Source organism: Pantoea sp. GD03673 (genome assembly GCF_029844725.1).
GTDB lineage: Bacteria > Pseudomonadota > Gammaproteobacteria > Enterobacterales > Enterobacteriaceae > Pantoea.
Genome location: NZ_JAOCKJ010000003.1, coordinates 324,321 through 343,473, shown reverse-complemented (window position 1 = coordinate 343,473; position 19,153 = coordinate 324,321). Strand labels below are relative to the sequence as shown.

Annotated in this window: 16 protein-coding genes and 1 pseudogene; 8 read left to right on the top strand and 9 right to left on the bottom strand. The window is 53.2% G+C overall.

Features of this window, described 5'->3' with window-relative positions:
* Positions 1 to 23: 23 nt before the first annotated feature.
* From N5J69_RS07515 to upp, 7 genes are all read right to left on the bottom strand, one after another.
* Entirely contained in the window at positions 24 to 1,337 is a 1,314-nt protein-coding gene (locus N5J69_RS07515; RefSeq protein ID WP_279769242.1) for an FAD-binding oxidoreductase, read from the bottom strand.
* Positions 1,338 to 1,599: 262 nt separating this feature from the next.
* The gene (locus N5J69_RS07510; protein WP_279769241.1) at positions 1,600 to 2,208 is read right to left on the bottom strand and encodes a dTMP kinase; all 609 of its coding nucleotides are present in this window, start codon (positions 2,206 to 2,208) and stop codon (positions 1,600 to 1,602) included.
* 265 nt (positions 2,209 to 2,473) lie between these two features.
* Positions 2,474 to 3,160, bottom strand: coding sequence for a hypothetical protein (locus tag N5J69_RS07505; RefSeq protein WP_279769239.1), 687 nt, complete (start codon positions 3,158 to 3,160; stop codon positions 2,474 to 2,476).
* Between the two features lie 416 nt (positions 3,161 to 3,576).
* Positions 3,577 to 3,837 carry a hypothetical protein gene (locus tag N5J69_RS07500; protein ID WP_279769237.1) on the bottom strand — a complete coding sequence of 87 codons (261 nt, stop codon included), beginning with the start codon at positions 3,835 to 3,837 and terminating at the stop codon, positions 3,577 to 3,579.
* Between the two features lie 25 nt (positions 3,838 to 3,862).
* The gene (locus tag N5J69_RS07495) at positions 3,863 to 4,564 is read right to left on the bottom strand and encodes an HAD family hydrolase (protein WP_279769235.1); all 702 of its coding nucleotides are present in this window, start codon (positions 4,562 to 4,564) and stop codon (positions 3,863 to 3,865) included.
* Between the two features lie 45 nt (positions 4,565 to 4,609).
* Positions 4,610 to 5,515: an EamA family transporter gene (locus N5J69_RS07490; protein ID WP_279769233.1), complete on the bottom strand. Its 906-nt coding sequence runs from the start codon at positions 5,513 to 5,515 to the stop codon at positions 4,610 to 4,612.
* Positions 5,508 to 6,173, bottom strand: a complete 666-nt coding sequence (gene upp / locus N5J69_RS07485) for a uracil phosphoribosyltransferase (RefSeq protein ID WP_279769232.1) — start codon at positions 6,171 to 6,173, stop codon at positions 5,508 to 5,510. Before upp ends, N5J69_RS07490 begins: the two co-directional genes overlap by 8 nt.
* A gap of 151 nt (positions 6,174 to 6,324) precedes the next feature.
* Here upp and N5J69_RS07480 point away from each other — a divergent pair, with 151 nt between their 5' ends.
* Positions 6,325 to 6,810 (top strand): MarR family transcriptional regulator, encoded by a 486-nt coding sequence (locus N5J69_RS07480; protein WP_279769231.1) that lies wholly within the window; start codon positions 6,325 to 6,327, stop codon positions 6,808 to 6,810.
* A gap of 621 nt (positions 6,811 to 7,431) precedes the next feature.
* Here the strand turns inward: N5J69_RS07480 and N5J69_RS07475 are convergent.
* Complete coding sequence (locus N5J69_RS07475; RefSeq protein WP_279769229.1) at positions 7,432 to 8,040, bottom strand: protein phosphatase CheZ; 609 nt, start codon at positions 8,038 to 8,040, stop codon at positions 7,432 to 7,434.
* 823 nt (positions 8,041 to 8,863) lie between these two features.
* Between N5J69_RS07475 and iraP the strand changes: the two genes are divergently transcribed.
* Together iraP and N5J69_RS07465 are read left to right on the top strand one after the other, a co-directional pair.
* Positions 8,864 to 9,211: an anti-adapter protein IraP gene (gene iraP / locus N5J69_RS07470; RefSeq protein WP_279769227.1), complete on the top strand. Its 348-nt coding sequence runs from the start codon at positions 8,864 to 8,866 to the stop codon at positions 9,209 to 9,211.
* A gap of 294 nt (positions 9,212 to 9,505) precedes the next feature.
* Entirely contained in the window at positions 9,506 to 9,817 is a 312-nt protein-coding gene (locus N5J69_RS07465; protein WP_279769226.1) for a cupin, read from the top strand.
* Between the two features lie 274 nt (positions 9,818 to 10,091).
* Here the strand turns inward: N5J69_RS07465 and N5J69_RS07460 are convergent, their stop codons facing one another.
* Positions 10,092 to 11,210: an ABC transporter ATP-binding protein gene (locus N5J69_RS07460; RefSeq protein WP_279769224.1), complete on the bottom strand. Its 1,119-nt coding sequence runs from the start codon at positions 11,208 to 11,210 to the stop codon at positions 10,092 to 10,094.
* Positions 11,211 to 11,534: 324 nt separating this feature from the next.
* Here N5J69_RS07460 and N5J69_RS07455 point away from each other — a divergent pair, with 324 nt between their 5' ends.
* From N5J69_RS07455 to N5J69_RS07435, 5 genes and pseudogenes are all read left to right on the top strand, one after another.
* Positions 11,535 to 12,755 carry an extracellular solute-binding protein gene (locus N5J69_RS07455; RefSeq protein ID WP_279769222.1) on the top strand — a complete coding sequence of 407 codons (1,221 nt, stop codon included), beginning with the start codon at positions 11,535 to 11,537 and terminating at the stop codon, positions 12,753 to 12,755.
* Positions 12,756 to 12,796: 41 nt separating this feature from the next.
* Positions 12,797 to 14,104, top strand: a complete 1,308-nt coding sequence (locus tag N5J69_RS07450) for a sugar ABC transporter permease (protein ID WP_279769221.1) — start codon at positions 12,797 to 12,799, stop codon at positions 14,102 to 14,104.
* A gap of 10 nt (positions 14,105 to 14,114) precedes the next feature.
* Positions 14,115 to 14,966, top strand: a complete 852-nt coding sequence (locus tag N5J69_RS07445; RefSeq protein ID WP_279769220.1) for a sugar ABC transporter permease — start codon at positions 14,115 to 14,117, stop codon at positions 14,964 to 14,966.
* Between the two features lie 99 nt (positions 14,967 to 15,065).
* Positions 15,066 to 16,163, top strand: a pseudogene (locus N5J69_RS07440) (glycosyl hydrolase 53 family protein); the annotation flags it as partial.
* A gap of 41 nt (positions 16,164 to 16,204) precedes the next feature.
* The gene (locus N5J69_RS07435; RefSeq protein WP_279769217.1) at positions 16,205 to 18,265 is read left to right on the top strand and encodes a beta-galactosidase; all 2,061 of its coding nucleotides are present in this window, start codon (positions 16,205 to 16,207) and stop codon (positions 18,263 to 18,265) included.
* Positions 18,266 to 19,153 lie beyond the last annotated feature (888 nt).

Below are 19,153 nucleotides of genomic sequence, written 5' to 3'. Positions count from 1 at the left end.
TTTCCTCACACGACTGAAAATAACTACACTTCTTTACGGCCCAGATATCGCTCTTTCATCAGCGACAGTGCAATGCCGATATCCAGTGCTGGCGAAGGTGGCATGAGATTGGCTTTGCCCAGCGACAGCATATCTGCAATGTGCGGGTTGTCCTGTTTCAGCATGAAATCGGCCAGCAGCGTCCCTGCCACGGTCTGCTTTGAAATGCCTGCACCGTTACAGCCGCCCGCCGTACAGAGAAATTTGTTCAGTCTGCCCCATTCCGGCGCGCCGTTACGGGTGACGCTGATGGTGCCGGACCAGGTGTGGGTTATTTTCACACTCTCCAGCGTCGGATAAACTTTTTTAAATAAATGCTGATGCAGTTGGGTCGCCTGATACGTGCGGGCGGCATTCACCTGTCCCCTGAGCGCGGGTATGACATGCTGGCGAATCAGGAAACGGCGATCTGAGGTAAAACGGAACGTTGCGCCGGCAATGGCGTTAACCGGCGTGAGTCCCCAGCTCTGCATCGGGGGCAGGGTAGCCAGTTGTTCGTCGGTCAGCGGATCGGTGATGCTGGCGAAGGTGGCCATGGCCGCCTGACGCGAAAGCCCCGGACGCAGCGCCGGTGATAGTGCGTTGGTGGCCAGCATCACTTTTGGCGTTTTAATCACCCCAAAAGGTGTCAGTACTTCCGCTATGCTGCCGTAACGGATCCCCAGCACCGGCGTGTTATCGAAGCGCTGAACATTTCCAGGTAAGCACGCGTTCAGCCCGGCAATCAGCTGCGCCGGATTAACCAACACGCAGCCCGGCGTATATATCCCTTTGCTGTAAAAGCGCGTACCGAGTTTCTGGTACAACGCCTCGCTGTCTGACATCTGCCACGGTTCATTCATCAAATCGAGATGGCGGGCATACTCCTTTAAAATAGCGTCGTTACCACGTTCTGCCTGACAGTGATATTTGCCAGCCTGTTCCCAGTCGCACTTGAGATGATGCTGTGAAATAACCCTCTCCAGCTGATGAATGCCTTCCTGAAGCAAATTCCGGTACGCGTTGGCCTTTTTTAATTCGGCGGTTGAACTGCCAATATTGTGCGGCAGGCCGATAACGAAGCCGGAATTACGTGCGGACGCGCTTTGCTGTGTGTTATGCGCCTCAACCATAATAATTTTCAGGTCAGGGTTAATTTCCGCCAGACGGCGCGCAAAGGCGACGCCTGCAAATCCTGCCCCGACGATGACCCAGTCGGCAGTGATAGTGCCCCGCAGCAATGGCTGAGGTGAAGAACAGTGCTCACCCGCAGGCCAGCCCAATTGGTTATGATTAAATGGTATCGATGCGTAGCGCAATTCCCTGTGCCTTATATGAAAAATAAAGCAATTTTATAGGGCAAAGCGGGATGTCTGTGCCAGCCGTAATCTGATTAATCTTGATTTCAGACAAGTAAAATGGCGTCTGATTTTTATCAGCCCTGTCAGCTAGCGCAGTGGTCGGAAGAAGAAGGTATAACGCGCCCGCTGAAGGCGCTGCTATTTAAGAGCGGAAAAAATTTTCCTGGTTTGCTGCCCGCCAGCAGAGACGCTCATCCTGCAAACCGGTGTCTGTGAGGTATCAACACAATCTGTAAATTTCATCTGCCACCTGCATGGTGGCCTCTTCCAGGCTCCCTTCATTACGACATATAAACCAGCCGTACCGGTCAGCTTCCTGCTCAAACGCACGGGTACAAGCGATATGCTCTTCCAGCCGGTGAATCACCGTACTCCCCAGTCCACGCGAACGTGCTGCTGCTCTCTCCCAGGAAACCTCAGGCGCAGTGACCACCCCGACATGCAGATCGGGCACCCGCACGTTGTGCTCAAGATTATGCTGCAAAATCTCATTAAAGGGCACCATGCGGCGAAACGCGGCGTCAGAAGGATACCAGCGGTCCATCAGGATAATGCTGTCTGGTACCTGTTTTGCCAGTACGTTCTGTGAAATCCAGGCGCGGCTGGCAGCAAAGCGCTGACAGATTTCCCGTTCCAGATCGACGGAGGGATGTCTGGCGAGACGGTTAACCCGCGCCATGGATTCTGCTCTGAAAGGATCGCTCTTTTTCTCGCTGAGTCGGATCACCTTTCTGTTGTCCGCCCTCAGCACGCGCGTAATCGCCTCCAGCAGGGTGGTCTTCCCGGCCCCCTTCGGCCCATCCAGAGTAACAAACAGTTGACGACTCATACCCCGGCGGCTTGAATCTGGATTTCAGTGAAACGTCTCTCTGCCCACAGCATGTTATTTCCTGATTTGAATTGCTGATGATTCTGGCGCAGGGTTTAAAACCCGCGCTGCGTAGTGTAAGGGACGGCCAGGAAAACGGGAAGATCCCGGAACCTGCTTTGAGCGGAAAGGATCTGACGGAGGCTAACAGCGCTTATCGCATCCGGCATCGACTGTATAAGTGACGTGCAGGCCGTAAACAGTTCTCACAGGGAATCGCATTGCTTCAGTTAATTTTTAACGGATAGCATGTCGTCCAGTTGTAGTTGATCCTGGCCAGTGTCAGTTCTCCGGTCACCTCTCCAAAATTGAGGGTCTGGCGATCTGAAAAAAAGTGACGTAAGGCTACGGGTAAAAAAGCCGCGTTGTAGCGCAGAAGAGTACTGTGCCAGAAGGGGGCCGGTAATGGGCTGCCGGTATGACGCATCAGCAACGCATGTTTCCAGTCCGAGTCGAGCACTTTTTCGCAGAAAGAGTTACGCATGGCGATTGCCGGGCTTTCAGGAATGCCTGCAAGCAACAACTGACCGGGCAACGCAACGAGCCGGAGATCCCTGATAACGATTTTTTTCGCATCATATCCTGTCCAGATAGCGGTGAGCTGGTTCACATTTTCCGGCAATGGCGCGTTTTCGTCATAGAGCGGCAGGGTCAGGGGCAGGAAGGTAAAATGAAAACCGTTCGCTGGCAGTGTATCAGCCAGCGGATCGTCCCGGGTGAGTTGCTGCAATTCAGACATCAGACGCAGGACATCCGAGGGGACAGATGGCTGTATGCCTGCTGCCAGCGCGAGTTTTACCGGATCGTAGTAGTTCTCCTGTCTGATTTCTCCGATGCCTGAATTTTCCTTCCAGATCGCAACGGTGTTCTCATTTACAGAGCGATACATATTTCGCAGATTTATCGACTTCATGAAAGACCTTTAGGCGTTTAAACCGGTTGATTGCTCAGGGTATTTCTGTCTGTCATTTCAGGCTAGTCAATTAATTTTTAAATGCTCACCCTGATTTAAAACGTGAGTTTTGTTCCCGCATGGATCGTATCAGGCGTATCCCTGTAGCCGATCGCAGCATGCAGCAACGCGCTTAGCAGGGCCCGGCACTGCGTAAACGATCCGGAAAAATCTTCGGCGGTTTCGTTTTCAGCGGCAAACCGGGCACTGGGAATCGCTATTTGCCTGCAGCCATCGGCAATCTGTGGCTGCTGAATGATATTCAGGACCGTCCTCCACTTACACGCATGGACAATGCATAATTTCAGCGTGCATGTGCGCTAAAAAACAGATGACTGATGAACATATAACACGTGCCTGCGCATGCAATACAATGACTACTTTCCTGCTCTCTGAGGATCATCCGGGTGCCACTTACGGTTTAACTCACCAATCTCCCGAAGGAAAAATATATAAAAGACGGGCATGATTATTAACATCGCCAGCACATATCCAATCTGATATCTTGTTGAAAGCCTGTTTTTTACACCATGAAAAATATGCTTTCCTGTGAAAATGAAAATAACAATTACACAGGCTGTGACCAGGTATCCCACCAGGAGATAGGCTGAGAGAAAATCTGACAGTAAAGTTTGCATGCTTACCTCATCTTTTCCGTGCCACTTAGCAGAGTAACACTGAAGGTGATTTGGATAGGTTATATTGCTGGCAGAATCGCACCACTTCATTAAATTCGTTGGCTATTAAGCCCGGTGAAGCGGAGCGGAGCGTGTTCTCGTCATGAATACCGTAAGTGACCGCAATTGACACACATCCCAGGGCATTAGCCATAAGGATGTCATGAGTGGTATCTCCTACCATCACTCCATGTGATGCCTTAGCCGCAAAATAATCGAGAATTTTTTGACCTGATTCGGGGTGTGGTTTTTTCTCCCTGACCTCGTCAGCGCAGACCACAATGTCAAAAAAATGCGCTATATCCGCTGCGGCGAGCAGTGTGTTTGCACTCCGTGCAAATTTATTTGTTGTCACAGATAACCGGAACCCGGACTGCTTCAACGTTTTAAGCCCGTTAACAACATCAGGGAATAATAATGATTTAGCTGCGGGCAGAATGATGCGTTTAAACTGCCGCTGATACTCATCAACGGCCTGACTGACCCGTGGGTCAGTTACCGGAACCTGTAATAAAAGAGAAAATGCCTTTTCTAATGGCAGGCCAATTGTCTCTTTAATGATCTGCGGCGGTAATTCTGACAATCCTGATTCGCGGAAAGCGGCATTGAATGCCAAAGGGATAGCCTGAGCAGTGTCGAAAAGTGTGCCGTCCAGGTCAAACATAACGATAGTCTGATTCACATTCATTTATTTTCTCTTCATGAAATTATGTGCTGACGAAAATGACGGTTTTCACTGACGCAACGTTTTTCGCTGTGACAGTAAGGTGGGTTTTGGTTCTGCACGTGGCGGACGGGCCAGGTAAATGGCTGTGACGATGGCCAGACACCCTACCAGCTGTAAATGTGTAAAAGTCTGACCGAGAATCAGATAGCCCAACACACAGGCCGATAATGAACTCATGAAACCCAGGAATGAGGTGGTCACCGGTGGCAATATTTCAATTCCCCGGAACCACACGAAATAGCCAAAAACACCGCCAGCAAGGCTCAGCCACCCATAGCCCAGGATATTGGTTAACGTCAGATGAGAAGGGAGTTGTTCCAGCAAAAGTGCTGCAGGCAATAACATGATGCCACCGAGCGTGAGTTGCCAGCCGGTAAAAGCAAGCAGTGACATGTTAGTTGGACGGCCCCAGTGCTTAGTAAGAAGAATACCTAACGCCATGCTGGTGGTGCCGATCAGTCCGACTGTAATCCCCTGAAAATTGAGCTGAACCGCGCTATTGAGCACCAGCAGGCTGATTCCCGTTACGCCAACGAATGCGGATACCAGGTGCATCATGCTCAGTTTTTGCTGGAACACCAGTGCCCCGATCACCATCACAATAATGGGCTGACACGACATCACCAGTGATGCCAGACCTCCCGGCAAAAAGTACGCCGCAGCAAACAGACAATAAAAAAAGAGGCCAATATTCAGAAAACCTAACACAGCCATTTTCAGCCACCAGATGCCATAAGGCCGAACCCGACATATCAGCAGTAAAATGATGCCCGCCAGTAACGCCCTGATTACCGAAGCCAGTAAAGGCATACCAGCAGGCAGTGTCTGCGTGGTGACGATATAAGTGCTACCCCAGATAACCGGGGCCAGTGCAGTGATAGCAATGTTTATTAACGTTCCAAATTTATTCATGAGATGCACCCGGATAAGTTCCAAAATAACGATCGCCAAAATCGCCTATTCCAGGTCGCATAAACGCTGATTCCGTCATCCCTTTCTCAACTGAAGACGTCACAATTTTCAGTTCGGGCCATGTTTCGGTCAGGCGCTGTAAACCGTATGGCGATGCCAGAACGTTAACGACAATGATATTTTCGACAGCAACACCGCTCTCTTTCAGAACATCGATGGCTTTCAGCAATGAGCCGCCAGTGGCCAGCATGGGTTCGAACAGCATGACACTCATGCCCGCAATACCCTGAGGAAGATGCGAATAGAAATAGTGAGGAAGCTTTGACTCTTTATCTCGCTGGATAAGGATTTTGCTGATGGGGTGATCCGGAAACATTGACCGGAATTCGGCTTCCATACTCTCGCCAGCGCTGATCACCGACACACCGCAGATTTTCCGGGTCAAAACGTTGCCTGAGAAGCGATCGCTAATCGGTGTGGTTACCGCATCATTCGTACAGGGTAATAATTGTGCCGCATTCTGGAGTAACAGCCGTATCACCTGGTTGGCATGATGTGTAAAGGTTGCAAGATCAGCTGAACGATCACGCATTTTCAGCTGAAGGTAAGACAGCCAGTGAGAATCAGGTAACACGTGAACATGGGTCAATGTTGGCATTGTTCATTCCTGTTGAGCCTTGAGAAACAGATACAGAGTGTTAAGATTAATATATCTCTTACTAAAGTATCTTTTGCAAAAGATACTTTAGTAAAAGGTAAACATAACAACAATTCATTTCAAGTCTCTTTTTATGTTGATGAGGAACACCATGCAGTATGACCATGTAGACAGATTACTCGTTCAGTGGCTTCAGCAGCGTCCGGATCTGGACTGTTCGCCAATGGGCGTGATAGGCCGCATTAGCCGCATGAGCAGAATCGTAGATAAAAAACTGGATAAAACTTTTAAGAACAATAATCTGAGTGCCATCGAGTTCGACATTCTCGCCGCGCTCCGGCGATTTAATTCGCTGACCACGCCCACTGAGCTGTACCAGACATTGATGCTGTCTTCAGGTGCAATGAGTACACGTGTTGAACAACTGGTTCAGCGCAATCTGGTTGAAAGAATTTACAGTGAAGAAGATCGTCGCAGCTGTAATCTCAGACTGACTAAAGAAGGCAGATCACTGATAGATAAGGTTATATCTGAGCACTTGGTTAACGAGGATGAGATTCTTAAGCCCCTTAATCAGGAGCAGAGAGAGCAACTGGCGTCTTTGCTACGTACCTGGTTACTCGCTAACGAAAAATAATCCCCATACCGGCCTCACTGAAGGCTGGTAGCCCCTGCCAATGAATAACCTTCTCAGTTTTTTCATAAAAAAGTAACTTTCAAAAAAGATACCTGTCTTTGTTTCCTGTGAAGGTATCTTTTTAGTGAGATATAACTTATGGAAGTATGGCTGTATCATGCTCTGAACCCTGAAGTTAAACCCAGTTTGCCCAGAAACCGGTGAGCTTCATTTTTCAGGTTTGCAGGTTGCCAGTGGAAACGCTAAACGGTCTGATCTGACCCAGGAAAAATTGATACCTGACCTCAGGAAAATGATTCCTGGCCATAAACGGCTTTGTTAGAACCGGCGATTTGGTGTGGCAGGATAAATCAGGAAATACTCATTTTGTTGCTCGCGCAGATAACCAGATTAAACTTCGTGGCAATCTGACAGTTGCATCTCTGCAGCCCACGACTGAGCCCGCTTTCCGGCTGCATTTTGTGGGTTTCCGGGAAGCGAGTGAACCGATCTACAAAAACACTCTCCGCGAAGTTCTGGAGATGGAGACCGGTCGTATTTCCGGCCTCTTTGATGTACTTCTGCCTCAGTCAGGGCTACATAGGGCTACATGTTGAAAAGCCAGCGCAATGGCGCGGTGTATTACATTCCCAGACTGGCCAGCAGGTCGTCCACATCATCCTGACTGGCAGGGGCTTCTGATGAGGAAGCGGGTTTTGACGGTGCAGTGCGTTCGCTGGTGCCTTGTGCGCCTGAGTTATCGCGGAGTACCTGGATCAACTGTTGCTCAGCCTGATTCAGAACCGCCATCATAGCCTGCACTATCTGCCCTGTGAGATCCTGGAACCCCTGCGCCATCATGATGGCGTGCAACTGCTGTTGTGTAAGACCTGTGATGCGCGGGACATCATCCAGCCAGGCACGAGTCTCTTCAGCCAATGCCTGCGAAGAGTCTTTCGCTGACGAACTGGCCTCCCAGCGTTGCGTTAACTGCTCTGCTTTTTCTGCCAGCTGGGTTTGCAGGGGCTGCGTGATTTCCACGCTGTTGATGACACCCTCCGCAGCTTCACGGGTCAGTGTGACTACATACCCCAGTCTTTCACGGGCATTGGGGATGCTTCCCGCAACTTCGGCAATGGTTTTATCAAGCCCCAGCTGTTGCAGACTGTCGCGAAGCGTCCGCAGGATAGAGCCAGCACGCGCTGTGATCTCGGTAATGTCCTGCTTGCTGTGGCTATCGGGTAATGGCATGTGTTGTCTCCTGCGTACGGAATGTCTCTACCTGGTGTTATCGGCAGAGGCGGGCGGGATTTTAAATTTCCTGCGATTTTTCTGCCTGTCAGACGATTCAGCCGGTGAAGTAGAGGCTCAGGCGTGAAAGTCATCAGCGGTATGACAGAGATAAATGTTGCAGAATGAACCGGCCTTCCACGCAAAGCGGAATGGCTGATGTGCGTGATTAACGCAGAGGCATTGTCAGAATGACAGGAACCAGGCCTGATTTTATGCAAAGCAAACAGGCACTCACCACGCTCGGGATTTATCTCAGACGCTTACTGTGTGAGGACCCCGCAAAAAACGTCCAGTGTGCCGAACCGCCGCAGATTCGGGCCATCACAATGGCACGGCTCTGTTATCTTTTACGGCAAACTTTGCGTATTCCGGTAAGCAGGAAGCAGCCTGTCCTGTAACGGTAAAAATAGACTGGTCGCTTTCGGATTTTTCACCATTCCTGTTCCTTAATCCGGCTTACGTATCTGAAGAAATTAAACAGCGTAACGTCCTGTGAATATTCATTAAGGCTGGCAGGGCTCTGACTGAAGGCGTGATTCTATTCACTCCAGAAACCACAGGGATTGCCGGAATATTAAAAGTGATATAATCACCAGAAAAGTAACCTCATGAAATACTTAAATAAAGCAGTATTCTCCAGTGTGCTGAAATGTAATCTGCACTGCGTTTTTTCGCCGTTTCGACTCATCGCCGTCAACATTGCGTTGATGAATTCAGACACCTGTCATTTTCATGACAAACCCAAAAAAGGTAATATCTGCTCTTTTACAGGGGATCTTTTATGAAAAACGTTGTACTGAGCATGCTCGCGAAAATTTCAAACATAGATGCCAACATGAAGCAACTAACTGCGCGTGTTGAGGCACAGTCTCTGCTGATCAGTGCTCTTGTTCTGGCCGTGAGTAAACAGGGAGGCGTTACCGAAATGATCGAGAGCGCGAATAAGGCGATAAATACGGTCATTGATTCTGCTGAATCAGATGAAATACTCAAGTCTGATGCAGCCATCCTGTTAAGTGAATTACAGAGCCTGCTAACGATTTCAACCGCTGTAGACAGCGCAGATGAAGAAATTAACTATCAGGGGCTGGATGAACTTAAAGGGGTAACGTCAGTGAATAACGGTTAGATCTCGCGGGTCACCTGTCCTTTCAACTGAGCCAATAGTGTCTTGTGGCGCTGCTGCATATTTTTCGAACTCTCAGAAGACCCGGCAGCGCCATGAAATCCTCACCTGCATACTCAAGCTATTTCACCCGGCACCGCTCATGCCGGGTGTCTGACGCGGAGGGGATGGAACCCGTTCTGACATTATCCGGACAACGACAGGACACATCAGGACGAAGTGAAGTCAGCGTGTAGAGCCCGTTCATTTTTCCTGATATTGATAATGTGAATGAATCAATCAGGTTGAGGGGAAAAGATGAATTTTTATTGCAGTAAGGCCTTTACCGGATCAAAGGCCTGGGATGCCCAACACATTGCCAGTTTCGATAACACCAGCGTGAAACTTCACTGGACCGATCAACCCTATAAATGGCACATCAATGACGGGCAGGAGGTATTTGCTGTCATGGATGGGTGTGTTGAAATGCAATACAAAGAAAACGGCGAAATAAAAAGCAGATTACTCAACGCAGGTGATATTTTCTATGCCCGCGAAGGGACAGAAAACATTGCACGTCCACAGGGTATTGCCCGCATTCTGGTCATTGAAAAAGAGGGCTCGGTTTAATTCAGCGCTGCTCCGTTATCCGGCAAAGTCCGGTGGCAGTGTCCGCTCTGGCCCTGACCCTCCCGGCAGGCAAGGCGTAAGCATCCGGGCATTATCCCGCAACAACGCAAACCTTTCCTGGCTGACTGCAACGCTGTTGAGTGGGGGATGCCAGCCAGCTGTCCGCAGGCTGGCACGAAGGGGATAGCGTTGCAGAAACGGGCAGACCAGACTTTTCGTGTAGCGATGGTCGGGGTGGAAATATCCTGCCCAGCCAGCCAGATTCATAAACGCCTCAGGCCGCACGAACCTGAGGCATTTCGACATCTGCGCTGATACGTGCGCCGTCGGCATCAAACACCATGCAGTGTTGCGGATGGAAGCTGGGGCGCAGCGTCTGATAAGGCCGGAAATGCACATCGCCCGGCAGCAGCATCTTAAAGCCATCGTGGCCGTGGCTCTGACCAAACAGATAAGTATTATTGCCGAGCCGCTCTACGACCTCGCAGTGAAAGTCGATATTCAGTGGTGCATCGCCGTTGATCTGCAACTGTTCCGGTCGGATACCCAGCGTGATCTCATCGCCTGGCTGCAGCGGGCGGGTGGGCGAGGGGAGGTGCAGCCGGTGTTCACCGTCATTAATTAGTGCGACCAGTCCCGCAGGACCACACTGCTCCACACGTGCGGGCAGGAAATTCATCTTCGGCGAGCCGATAAAGCCCGCAACAAAGCGGTTGATGGGGTTGTAGTAAAGCGACATCGGGGAACCGACCTGCTCGACCTTGCCGTAGTTCATCACCACAATCTTGTCGGCCAGCGTCATCGCTTCCGTCTGATCGTGCGTCACGTAAACCATGGTGGTTTTCAGCTCCTGATGAAGCTTAGCGATGTGCAGCCGCATATCAACGCGCAGCTCCGCATCCAGGTTCGATAAGGGCTCATCGAACATAAACACCCTGGGATTACGCACGATGGCGCGACCAATGGCGACACGCTGACGCTGACCGCCAGAGAGCTGCTTAGGTTTACGATCCAACAGGTGCGCCAGCTGCAGCGTTTTCGCCACCATCCCGACCTGGTGCTCAATCTCCGCTTTGGGTATCCCGTTCACTTTCAGGCCGTAGCCAATATTGTCCGCTACCGTCATATGGGGATAGAGCGCATAAGACTGGAACACCATTGCCACCCCGCGATGAGAGGGGGCGACATCATTCATCACCTCGTCGCCAATCATAATCTCACCGTCACTGATCTCTTCCAGCCCGGCTATCAGCCGCAGCAGCGTGGATTTCCCGCAGCCTGACGGGCCGACAAAGACCACAAACTCACCGGCCTCAATGTCGAGCGCAATATTTTTCAGCGTTTCTGTTTTCCCAAAGCGTTTGGTGACGTTTCTCAATCTGATGCTGGACATGCTGAACCTCATAGCAGGAAATCTGGCGGCTAAAATGTATGACGTATAACAGTTGCTGGGTTTTCACGTCAGCCCTGATGGTGCCTGCGTTGACTATAACGTTCTGCCAGGGCTACCCCTATCGCTGTTTTTGATTTCTGTAATACCGATCACACATTGATGCGAACGGGCTGGAGCGCCATCCGCATTCCGCGTAGCGTAGGGCTAAATGCGATACGTTACTCACCCTTCACACGTTGACTGAACTTACATTCAACATGTGTTTAGAAAAAGTACATCAGCAAATGACAGCTAAAAATGTCATACCTTCACACGAGGCCGGTAATGAAAATTAAAATCAGCGTTACGCTACTCCTGTCAGCATTGGTGCTTAATCAATCCGCCTGGGCCGCACAGCAACTCACCGTCTGGGAAGACATTAAGAAATCAGACGGCATCAAAATGGCAATCGATGATTTCCAGAAACAGTTCAACGTTGAAGTGAAAGTGCAGGAGATGCCCTTTGCACAGCAGATTGAGAAGCTGCGTCTGGATGGCCCGGCAGGAATTGGCCCGGATGTGCTGGTCATCCCCAACGACCAGCTTGGCAGCGCGGTGGTGCAGGGGTTACTGGCTCCGCTGAAAATCGATGCCGCAGAGCAGAGTGCGTATACCCCCTCGGCAATGGCAGCGTTCAGACAAAACGACGTGGTCTATGGCTTACCCAAGGCGGTGGAAACCCTGGTGCTGATCTACAACAAGGATCTGCTGCCTTCACCGCTGAAAACCCTGGAAGAGTATCGCGTCTTCTCACAGAAGCAGCGCGAGGCGAAACAGTATGGCCTGCTGGCGAAGTTCGACCAGATTTACTACAGCTGGGGGGTGATGGCACCGATGGGGTCATACATTTTTGGCAAAGACGCGAAAGGTAACATCAACACTCAGGATATCGGGCTGAACACCCCAGGCAGCGTGGACGCGGTGACCTATCTCAAACGCTTCTTCAGCGAAGGATTGCTGCCAGGCGGCATCATGGGCGACAACGGCCTCAATGCCATCGACTCGCTGTTTACCGAGAAGAAAGCGGCCGCCGTGATCAACGGGCCGTGGGCGTTCCAGCCTTATCAGGCGGCAGGAATTAACTATGGCGTGGCACCCCTGCCGCTGCTGCCAAACGGCAAGCCGATGAGTTCGTTCCTGGGCGTGAAAGGCTATGTGGTTTCTACCTGGAGCAAAGATCAGGCGCTGGCGCAGAAGTTCCTTACCTTTATTAACCAGCCGCAGTACGTGAAGGCACGCTATCAGAAAACCCAGGAGATCCCGCCGGTGACTGCTCTGATGAACGACCCGATTATCAAAGATGATGAGAAAGCCAATGCCGTGGCAGTGCAGGCGGCGCGGGCGTCAGCCATGCCGGGTGTACCAGAAATGCAGGAAGTGTGGGGACCGGCCAATGCGGCGCTGGAGCTGAGTGTTTCCGGCAAGCAGGCGCCAAAAGCCGCGCTGGATAACGCAGTGAAGCAGATCACGATGCAGATCGAAGCGATGCAGGCCAGCAACCAGTAATGCCGGTTCACGGGATCACCGTACAGGATAAGGATCAGAGTGTGGCTATATCTTCCGATGAACATCTGGTGACGGCTAAGCGTCTCCATCGTCATGCGACTGCCGGTGCGCTGCTGGCACTGCTGCCTGGCTTCGGCCAGTTTTACCACCGCCAGTGGGCGAAAGGCGTGTGCTTCCTGATTCTGCTGAGCAGCTTTATCGGTATCTTCCATGATTTTCTGCGTGAGGGATTCTGGGGGCTTTACACGCTGGGTGAATCGGTGCCGCGTGATAACTCCATTTTCCTGCTGGCGGAGGGGATTATCAGTGTGCTGATTGCCGCCTTCGGTGTCGCGGTCTGGGGGTTCTCAGTGCGCGACGCCTGGATGAATGGGGTGAAGCGCGACAGGGGCCAGCAGCTTAACAGCGTGCGCCAGCAGTATCAGTTACTGCTGCGCGACGGCTTCCCCTACCTGATGATTTCGCCGGGCTTTATTCTGCTGGTGTTCGTGGTGGTGTTTCCGATTCTGTTTGGTTTCGCCATCGCCTTCACCAACTACAACCTCTATCACACGCCTCCGGCGAAGCTGGTGGACTGGGTGGGGGTTAAAAACTTCATCAACATTTTCACCCTGTCGATCTGGCGCTCCACCTTCTTTGACGTGCTGCAATGGACGGTGGTGTGGACGCTGCTGGCGACGACGCTGCAGTGTACCGTTGGCGTGATGCTGGCGATTCTGGTCAATCAGAAAGACCTGCGCTTTAAGCCGCTGATCCGCACCCTTTTCATCCTGCCGTGGGCGGTACCGGGTTTTGTCACCATTCTGGTGTTTGCCGGGATGTTCAACGACAGCTTTGGGGTGATCAACAATTCTATTCTCGACGTCTTTGGTATTGCGCCAAAAGCCTGGATGACCGATCCGTTCTGGACCAAAACCGCGCTGATCATGATGCAGACCTGGCTGGGCTTCCCGTTTGTCTTCGCGATGACCACCGGCGTTCTGCAGGCCATCCCGGATGACCTTTATGAGGCGGCCATCATGGACGGTGCCAGCGCCTGGACGCGGCTGAAAACCATCACGCTACCACTGGTGCTGTACGCTATTGCACCGATCATCATCACGCAATACACCTTCAATTTTAATAATTTCAACATCATCTATCTGTTTAACAACGGTGGCCCGGCGGTGGCGGGATCGAATGCCGGTGGCACCGATATTCTGGTGTCCTGGATCTACAAGCTCACCATGTCGTCGTCGCAATACGCTATCGCCGCCACGATCACCATTTTGCTGTCGATTTTCGTGGTAGGTCTGGCGCTGTGGCAGTTCCGCGCGACGCGGTCGTTTAAACAAGATGAGATGGCGTAAGGGAACCGTTATGGCGAAGTCCGGCAGTATTAAACGCGAAAGGTGGATACGCCTGTCGCTGACCTGGCTGGTGGTGCTGGCCGTGTCGACCATCATTATCTATCCGCTGGTCTGGACGGCAGGCGCATCACTGAATGCAGGCAACAGTCTGCTCAGCAGTTCGATCATTCCTGAAAATGCGTCGCTGCAGCACTACCGCGACCTGTTCAACGGCACGGTTCCTTATCTGACCTGGTACTGGAACTCGATGAAAATCAGTTTCATGACTATGGTGCTGACGTTAATCAGCGTCAGCTGTACCGCCTACGCCTTTTCGCGCTTTCGTTTTAAAGGGCGACAGAACGGACTGATGCTGTTTCTGCTGCTGCAGATGATTCCGCAGTTTTCGGCACTGATCGCGATTTTCGTGCTGTCGCAGCTGCTGGGGCTGATCAACAGCCATCTGGCGCTGGTGCTGATCTACGTCGGCGGGATGATCCCGATGAACACCTGGCTGATGAAGGGCTATCTGGACTCCATTCCCAAAGATCTTGATGAGTCGGCGCGCATGGATGGCGCAGGCAATTTCCGCATCTTCGTTGAGATCATCATGCCGCTGTCGAAACCGATTCTGGCGGTGGTGGCGTTGTTCTCGTTCACCGGACCGCTGGGCGATTTCATTCTCTCCAGCACCATTCTGCGAACCCCGGAGCAGTTCACTCTGCCGATTGGCCTTTACAACCTGGTGTCGCAAAAAATGGGTGCCAGTTACACCACGTATGCGGCCGGTGCCGTACTGATCGCCGTGCCGGTGGCGGTGTTCTATCTGGCCCTGCAGAAATACTTCGTTTCTGGCCTGGCTTCAGGCAGTACTAAAGGATAAATCATGACGCCAAAAACATTGTTTCTCGCCCTGGCGCTGGCCTGGGCGACACCGCTGCTCGCCGCCGATCAGCCTGTTATCGCCTCTGCCGGACCCTGGCCCGCCGATTTTATCAAGGGCGCTGACATCTCTTCGCTGGCAGAACTGGAGAAGCAGGGCGCGAAATTTTATAACGCTGCGAATCAACAGCAGGATGCCCTCGCCATCCTGAAAGCCAGCGGTATCAACACTATCCGGCTGCGGCTGTGGGTCGATCCCACCGACGGCAGCGGTCGCACTTATGGCGGCGGCGGTAACGATCTGGCGACCACGCTGGCGCTGGCGAAGCGTGTCAAAGCGGCGGGCCTGAAGCTGCTGCTCGATATTCATTACAGCGATTTCTGGACCGATCCCGGCAAGCAGTTCAAGCCCAAAGCCTGGCAGTCGCTGACCTTTCCGCAGCTGGAAAAGCAGGTGCATGACTATACCCGTGACACCCTTGCCCGCTTCAAAGCCGAAGGCGTGATGCCGGATATCGTCCAGATTGGCAACGAGCTTAACGGGGGCATGCTCTGGCCGGAGGGCAAAAGCTGGGGCCAGAACGGCGGCGAGTTTGATCGGCTGGCGGGCCTGCTGAAAGCGGGCATCAGCGGGCTGCGCGAAAACCTCAGCGATCCGCACCAGGTGAAGATCATGCTGCATCTGGCTGAGGGCACGAAGAATGACACTTTCCGCTGGTGGTTCGATGAGATCGTGAAGCGCGATGTGCCGTTCGATGTGATTGGCCTGTCAATGTACACCTACTGGAACGGCCCCATCAGCGCGCTGAAAGCCAACATGGATGATATTTCACGGCGCTATGACAAAGACGTGATGGTGGTGGAAGCGGCTTACGGCTACACGCTGGAAAACTGCGATAGCGCCGAAAACAGTTTCCAGGCCAAAGAGGAGAAAGCGGGTGGCTATCCCGGCACGGTCGCGGGACAGGCCGCTTATCTGCATGATCTGATTAAAGCAGTGCTGGCGGTGCCAGACCATCGCGGCAAGGGCGTGGTTTACTGGGAACCGGCGTGGATCCCCGCGCCCGGCAATACGTGGGCCACGCCTGCAGGCATGAAATATATCCACGACGAATGGAAAGAGGGTAACGCCCGCGAGAACCAGGCGCTGTTTGACTGTCACGGCAAGGCGCTGCCTTCGCTACAGGTTTTTCATTAACTATTAGCGTTAACGCTGATGTCTTCCTCTGAGGATCAGGTATGAATAAATTTCCCCCGCTCAGCGCCCGGGTTAACCGGCTGCTGCATGGTGCTGACTACAATCCGGAACAGTGGGCGCACCAGCCGGGCATTATTGATGACGACGTAGCGATGATGAAGCAGGCGAACTGTAACGTTATGTCGGTGGGTATTTTCAGCTGGGCGAAACTGGAGCCGGAAGAGGGGCGCTATGAGTTCGGCTGGCTGGATGAGGTGATCGATACGCTGTGGCTGCAGGGAATTTCTGTGTTTCTTGCGACACCCAGCGGGGCACGTCCGGCCTGGATGTCGCAGGCGTATCCCGAGGTGCTGCGCGTGGGGCGCGATCGCGTTCCGGCGCTGCATGGCGGCCGTCATAACCACTGTATGACGTCGCCGGTCTATCGCCAGAAAGTGCAGGCGATGAACAGCAGGCTGGCGGCGCGGTATGCGCATCATCCGGCGGTGGTCGGCTGGCATATTTCTAATGAGTATGGCGGCGAGTGTCACTGCGATCGCTGTCAGCAGACCTTTCGCGGCTGGCTGCAGCGTCGCTATGAGACGCTGGAGACGCTGAACCTCGCCTGGTGGAGCGATTTCTGGAGCCATACCTACACGGACTGGTCACAGATTGTGTCGCCTGCGCCACAGGGGGAGATGTCGATTCACGGTCTGAATCTGGACTGGCGGCGGTTTATGACGGATCAGGTGACAGATTTTTGTCGTGAAGAGATTAAACCGCTGAAGCAGGCTAATCCCGATCTGCCCGCGACCACCAATTTTATGGAGTACTTCTACGATTACGATTACTGGAAGCTGTCATCGGTGCTCGACTTTATTTCCTGGGATAGCTACCCGATGTGGCATAACGAGAAGGATGAGACCACGCTCGCTTGTTATACCGCGATGTACCACGATTTGATGCGCACCCTGAAGCAGGGAAAGCCGTTTGTATTGATGGAGTCGACGCCTGGCGCAACGAACTGGCAGCCGACCAGTAAGCTGAAGAAGCCGGGTATGCATATTCTCTCTTCGCTGCAGGCGGTGGCGCATGGCGCGGATGCGGTGCAGTATTTTCAGTGGCGCAAGAGCCGGGGATCGGTTGAGAAGTTTCATGGCGCGGTGGTTGATCATGTCGGTCATATCGATACGCGAATCGGACGTGAGGTGAGTGAGCTGGGCCGGATGCTGGCCTCGATGACGCCGGTTATGGGCAGTCGGGTTGAGGCGCGCGTCGCGATTGTTTTTGACTGGGAGAGTCGCTGGGCGATGGATAACGCACAGGGGCCACGCAATCTTGGTCTGCATTATGAGCGCACGGTGAATGAGCACTATCGGGCTTTCTGGGAGCAGGGTGTTGCGGTAGATGTGATTAACGGTGACAGCGCGCTTAGCGGTTACGATCTGGTGATTGCGCCGATGCTTTATATGGTGCGGGAGGGTTTTGCCGCACGGGTAGAGCAGCATGTTGAGCGTGGCGGACATTTCGTGGCCAGTTACTGGAGCGGGATCGTGAATGAGAGCGATCTCTGTTATCCGGGAGGCTTTCCGGGTCCGCTGCGGCCGTTGCTCGGCATCTGGTCAGAAGAGATCGACAGTCTGACCGATGAGGAGTTTAACGGCGTGCGCGGGGTGCGCGGCAACGAGCTGGGTCTGAGCGGGCCGTATCAGGCGCGGGAGCTTTGCGAGCATATTCATCTGGAAGGGGCTACGGCGCTGGCCAGTTACGAGAGTGATTTTTATGCCGGAACACCGGCGGTGACGGTGAATCGGGTCGGTCAGGGTAAAGCCTGGTATATCGCGTCGCGTAATGATCTGTCATTCCATCGGGATTTTTATGGTGCGCTGATGAAGCAACTGGAATTGCCGCGTGCGCTGGCGATTGATCTGCCGCCTGGCGTGGTTGTTCAGCGCCGTACCGACGGTGAACGGGCGTTTCTGTTTGTGCAGAATTTTACGGGTCAGACGCAGCAGGTGACGTTGCCTGCGGGACTGAGTGATTTGATTGATGGCACGCCAATGGGGGGACCGCTGATGCTGGCAGCGTGGGGATGCCGGGTGCTGAGTGGGCCATTGGGGTAGGGCTGCTCACATACAGGCGTTAGCTCAGGGGACCCGTGCCTTTCGCAAAGACGCAAAAGACGGCATCCCTGCCCGCTCAGCACGGGCCATCCCTGGCCCGTGATGCTTTGCTACAGGCACAGGTCCCCATCGCTTCTGGCAGTCGGGCTGTCTGTGGGAAGGCCCTGCTGCGATGCCAGAGATGGAGCAGGTTTGGTGGTGTTTTATGGACGTGCGGGCATGAGCTCAGGTCCCCATCGCTTCTGGCACCGGGGCTGTCTGTGAGAAGGCCCTGCTGCGATGCGGGAGATGGAGCAGGTCTGGTGGCGTTTTGTGGCCGTGCGGGTGTTAGCTCAGGTCCCCATCGCTTCTGGCAGTGGGGCTGTCTGTGAGAAGGCCCTGCTGCGATGCCGGAGATGGAGCAGGTCTGGTGGTGTTTTGTGGTCGTCCAGGCGTTAGCTCAGGGGACCTGTGCCTTTCGCAAAGACGCAAAAGACGGCATCCCTGCCTGCTCAGCACGGGCCATCCCTGGCCCGTGATGCTTTGCTACAGGCACAGGCCCCCATCGCTTCTGGAAGTGGGGCTGTCTGTGAGAAGGCCCTGCTGCGACGCGGGAGATGGAGCGGGTCTGGTGGCATTTTCTGGTCGTGCGGGCGTTAGCTCAGGGGACCTGTGCCTTTCGCAAAGACGCAAAAGACGGCATCCCTGCCTGCTCAGCACGGGCCATCCCTGGCCCGTGATGCTTTGCTACAGGCACAGGTCCCCATCGCTTCTGGCACCGGGGCTGTCTGTGAGAAGACTTTGCTGCGATGTGGGAGATGGAGCGGTCTGGTGCCGTTTTATGGTCGTGCGGGCGTTAGCTCAGGCCCCCATCGCTTCTGGCAGTGATGCTGTCTGGGAAGGTCCGGC

Excerpts from the sequence above, each read along its gene's own strand:
- upp (WP_279769232.1), bottom strand. The coding sequence starts at position 6,173 with ATGCCAACATTGACCCATGTTCACGTGTTACCTGATTCTCACTGGCTG.
- N5J69_RS07480 (WP_279769231.1), top strand. The coding sequence starts at position 6,325 with ATGCAGTATGACCATGTAGACAGATTACTCGTTCAGTGGCTTCAGCAG.
- N5J69_RS07495 (WP_279769235.1), bottom strand. The coding sequence starts at position 4,564 with ATGAATGTGAATCAGACTATCGTTATGTTTGACCTGGACGGCACACTT.
- N5J69_RS07505 (WP_279769239.1), bottom strand. The coding sequence starts at position 3,160 with ATGAAGTCGATAAATCTGCGAAATATGTATCGCTCTGTAAATGAGAAC.
- N5J69_RS07445 (WP_279769220.1), top strand. The coding sequence starts at position 14,115 with ATGGCGAAGTCCGGCAGTATTAAACGCGAAAGGTGGATACGCCTGTCG.
- N5J69_RS07500 (WP_279769237.1), bottom strand. The coding sequence starts at position 3,837 with ATGCAAACTTTACTGTCAGATTTTCTCTCAGCCTATCTCCTGGTGGGA.
- N5J69_RS07435 (WP_279769217.1), top strand. The coding sequence starts at position 16,205 with ATGAATAAATTTCCCCCGCTCAGCGCCCGGGTTAACCGGCTGCTGCAT.
- N5J69_RS07510 (WP_279769241.1), bottom strand. The coding sequence starts at position 2,208 with ATGAGTCGTCAACTGTTTGTTACTCTGGATGGGCCGAAGGGGGCCGGG.
- N5J69_RS07475 (WP_279769229.1), bottom strand. The coding sequence starts at position 8,040 with ATGCCATTACCCGATAGCCACAGCAAGCAGGACATTACCGAGATCACA.
- N5J69_RS07455 (WP_279769222.1), top strand. The coding sequence starts at position 11,535 with ATGAAAATTAAAATCAGCGTTACGCTACTCCTGTCAGCATTGGTGCTT.
- N5J69_RS07460 (WP_279769224.1), bottom strand. The coding sequence starts at position 11,210 with ATGTCCAGCATCAGATTGAGAAACGTCACCAAACGCTTTGGGAAAACA.
- iraP (WP_279769227.1), top strand. The coding sequence starts at position 8,864 with ATGAAAAACGTTGTACTGAGCATGCTCGCGAAAATTTCAAACATAGAT.
- N5J69_RS07490 (WP_279769233.1), bottom strand. The coding sequence starts at position 5,515 with ATGAATAAATTTGGAACGTTAATAAACATTGCTATCACTGCACTGGCC.
- N5J69_RS07465 (WP_279769226.1), top strand. The coding sequence starts at position 9,506 with ATGAATTTTTATTGCAGTAAGGCCTTTACCGGATCAAAGGCCTGGGAT.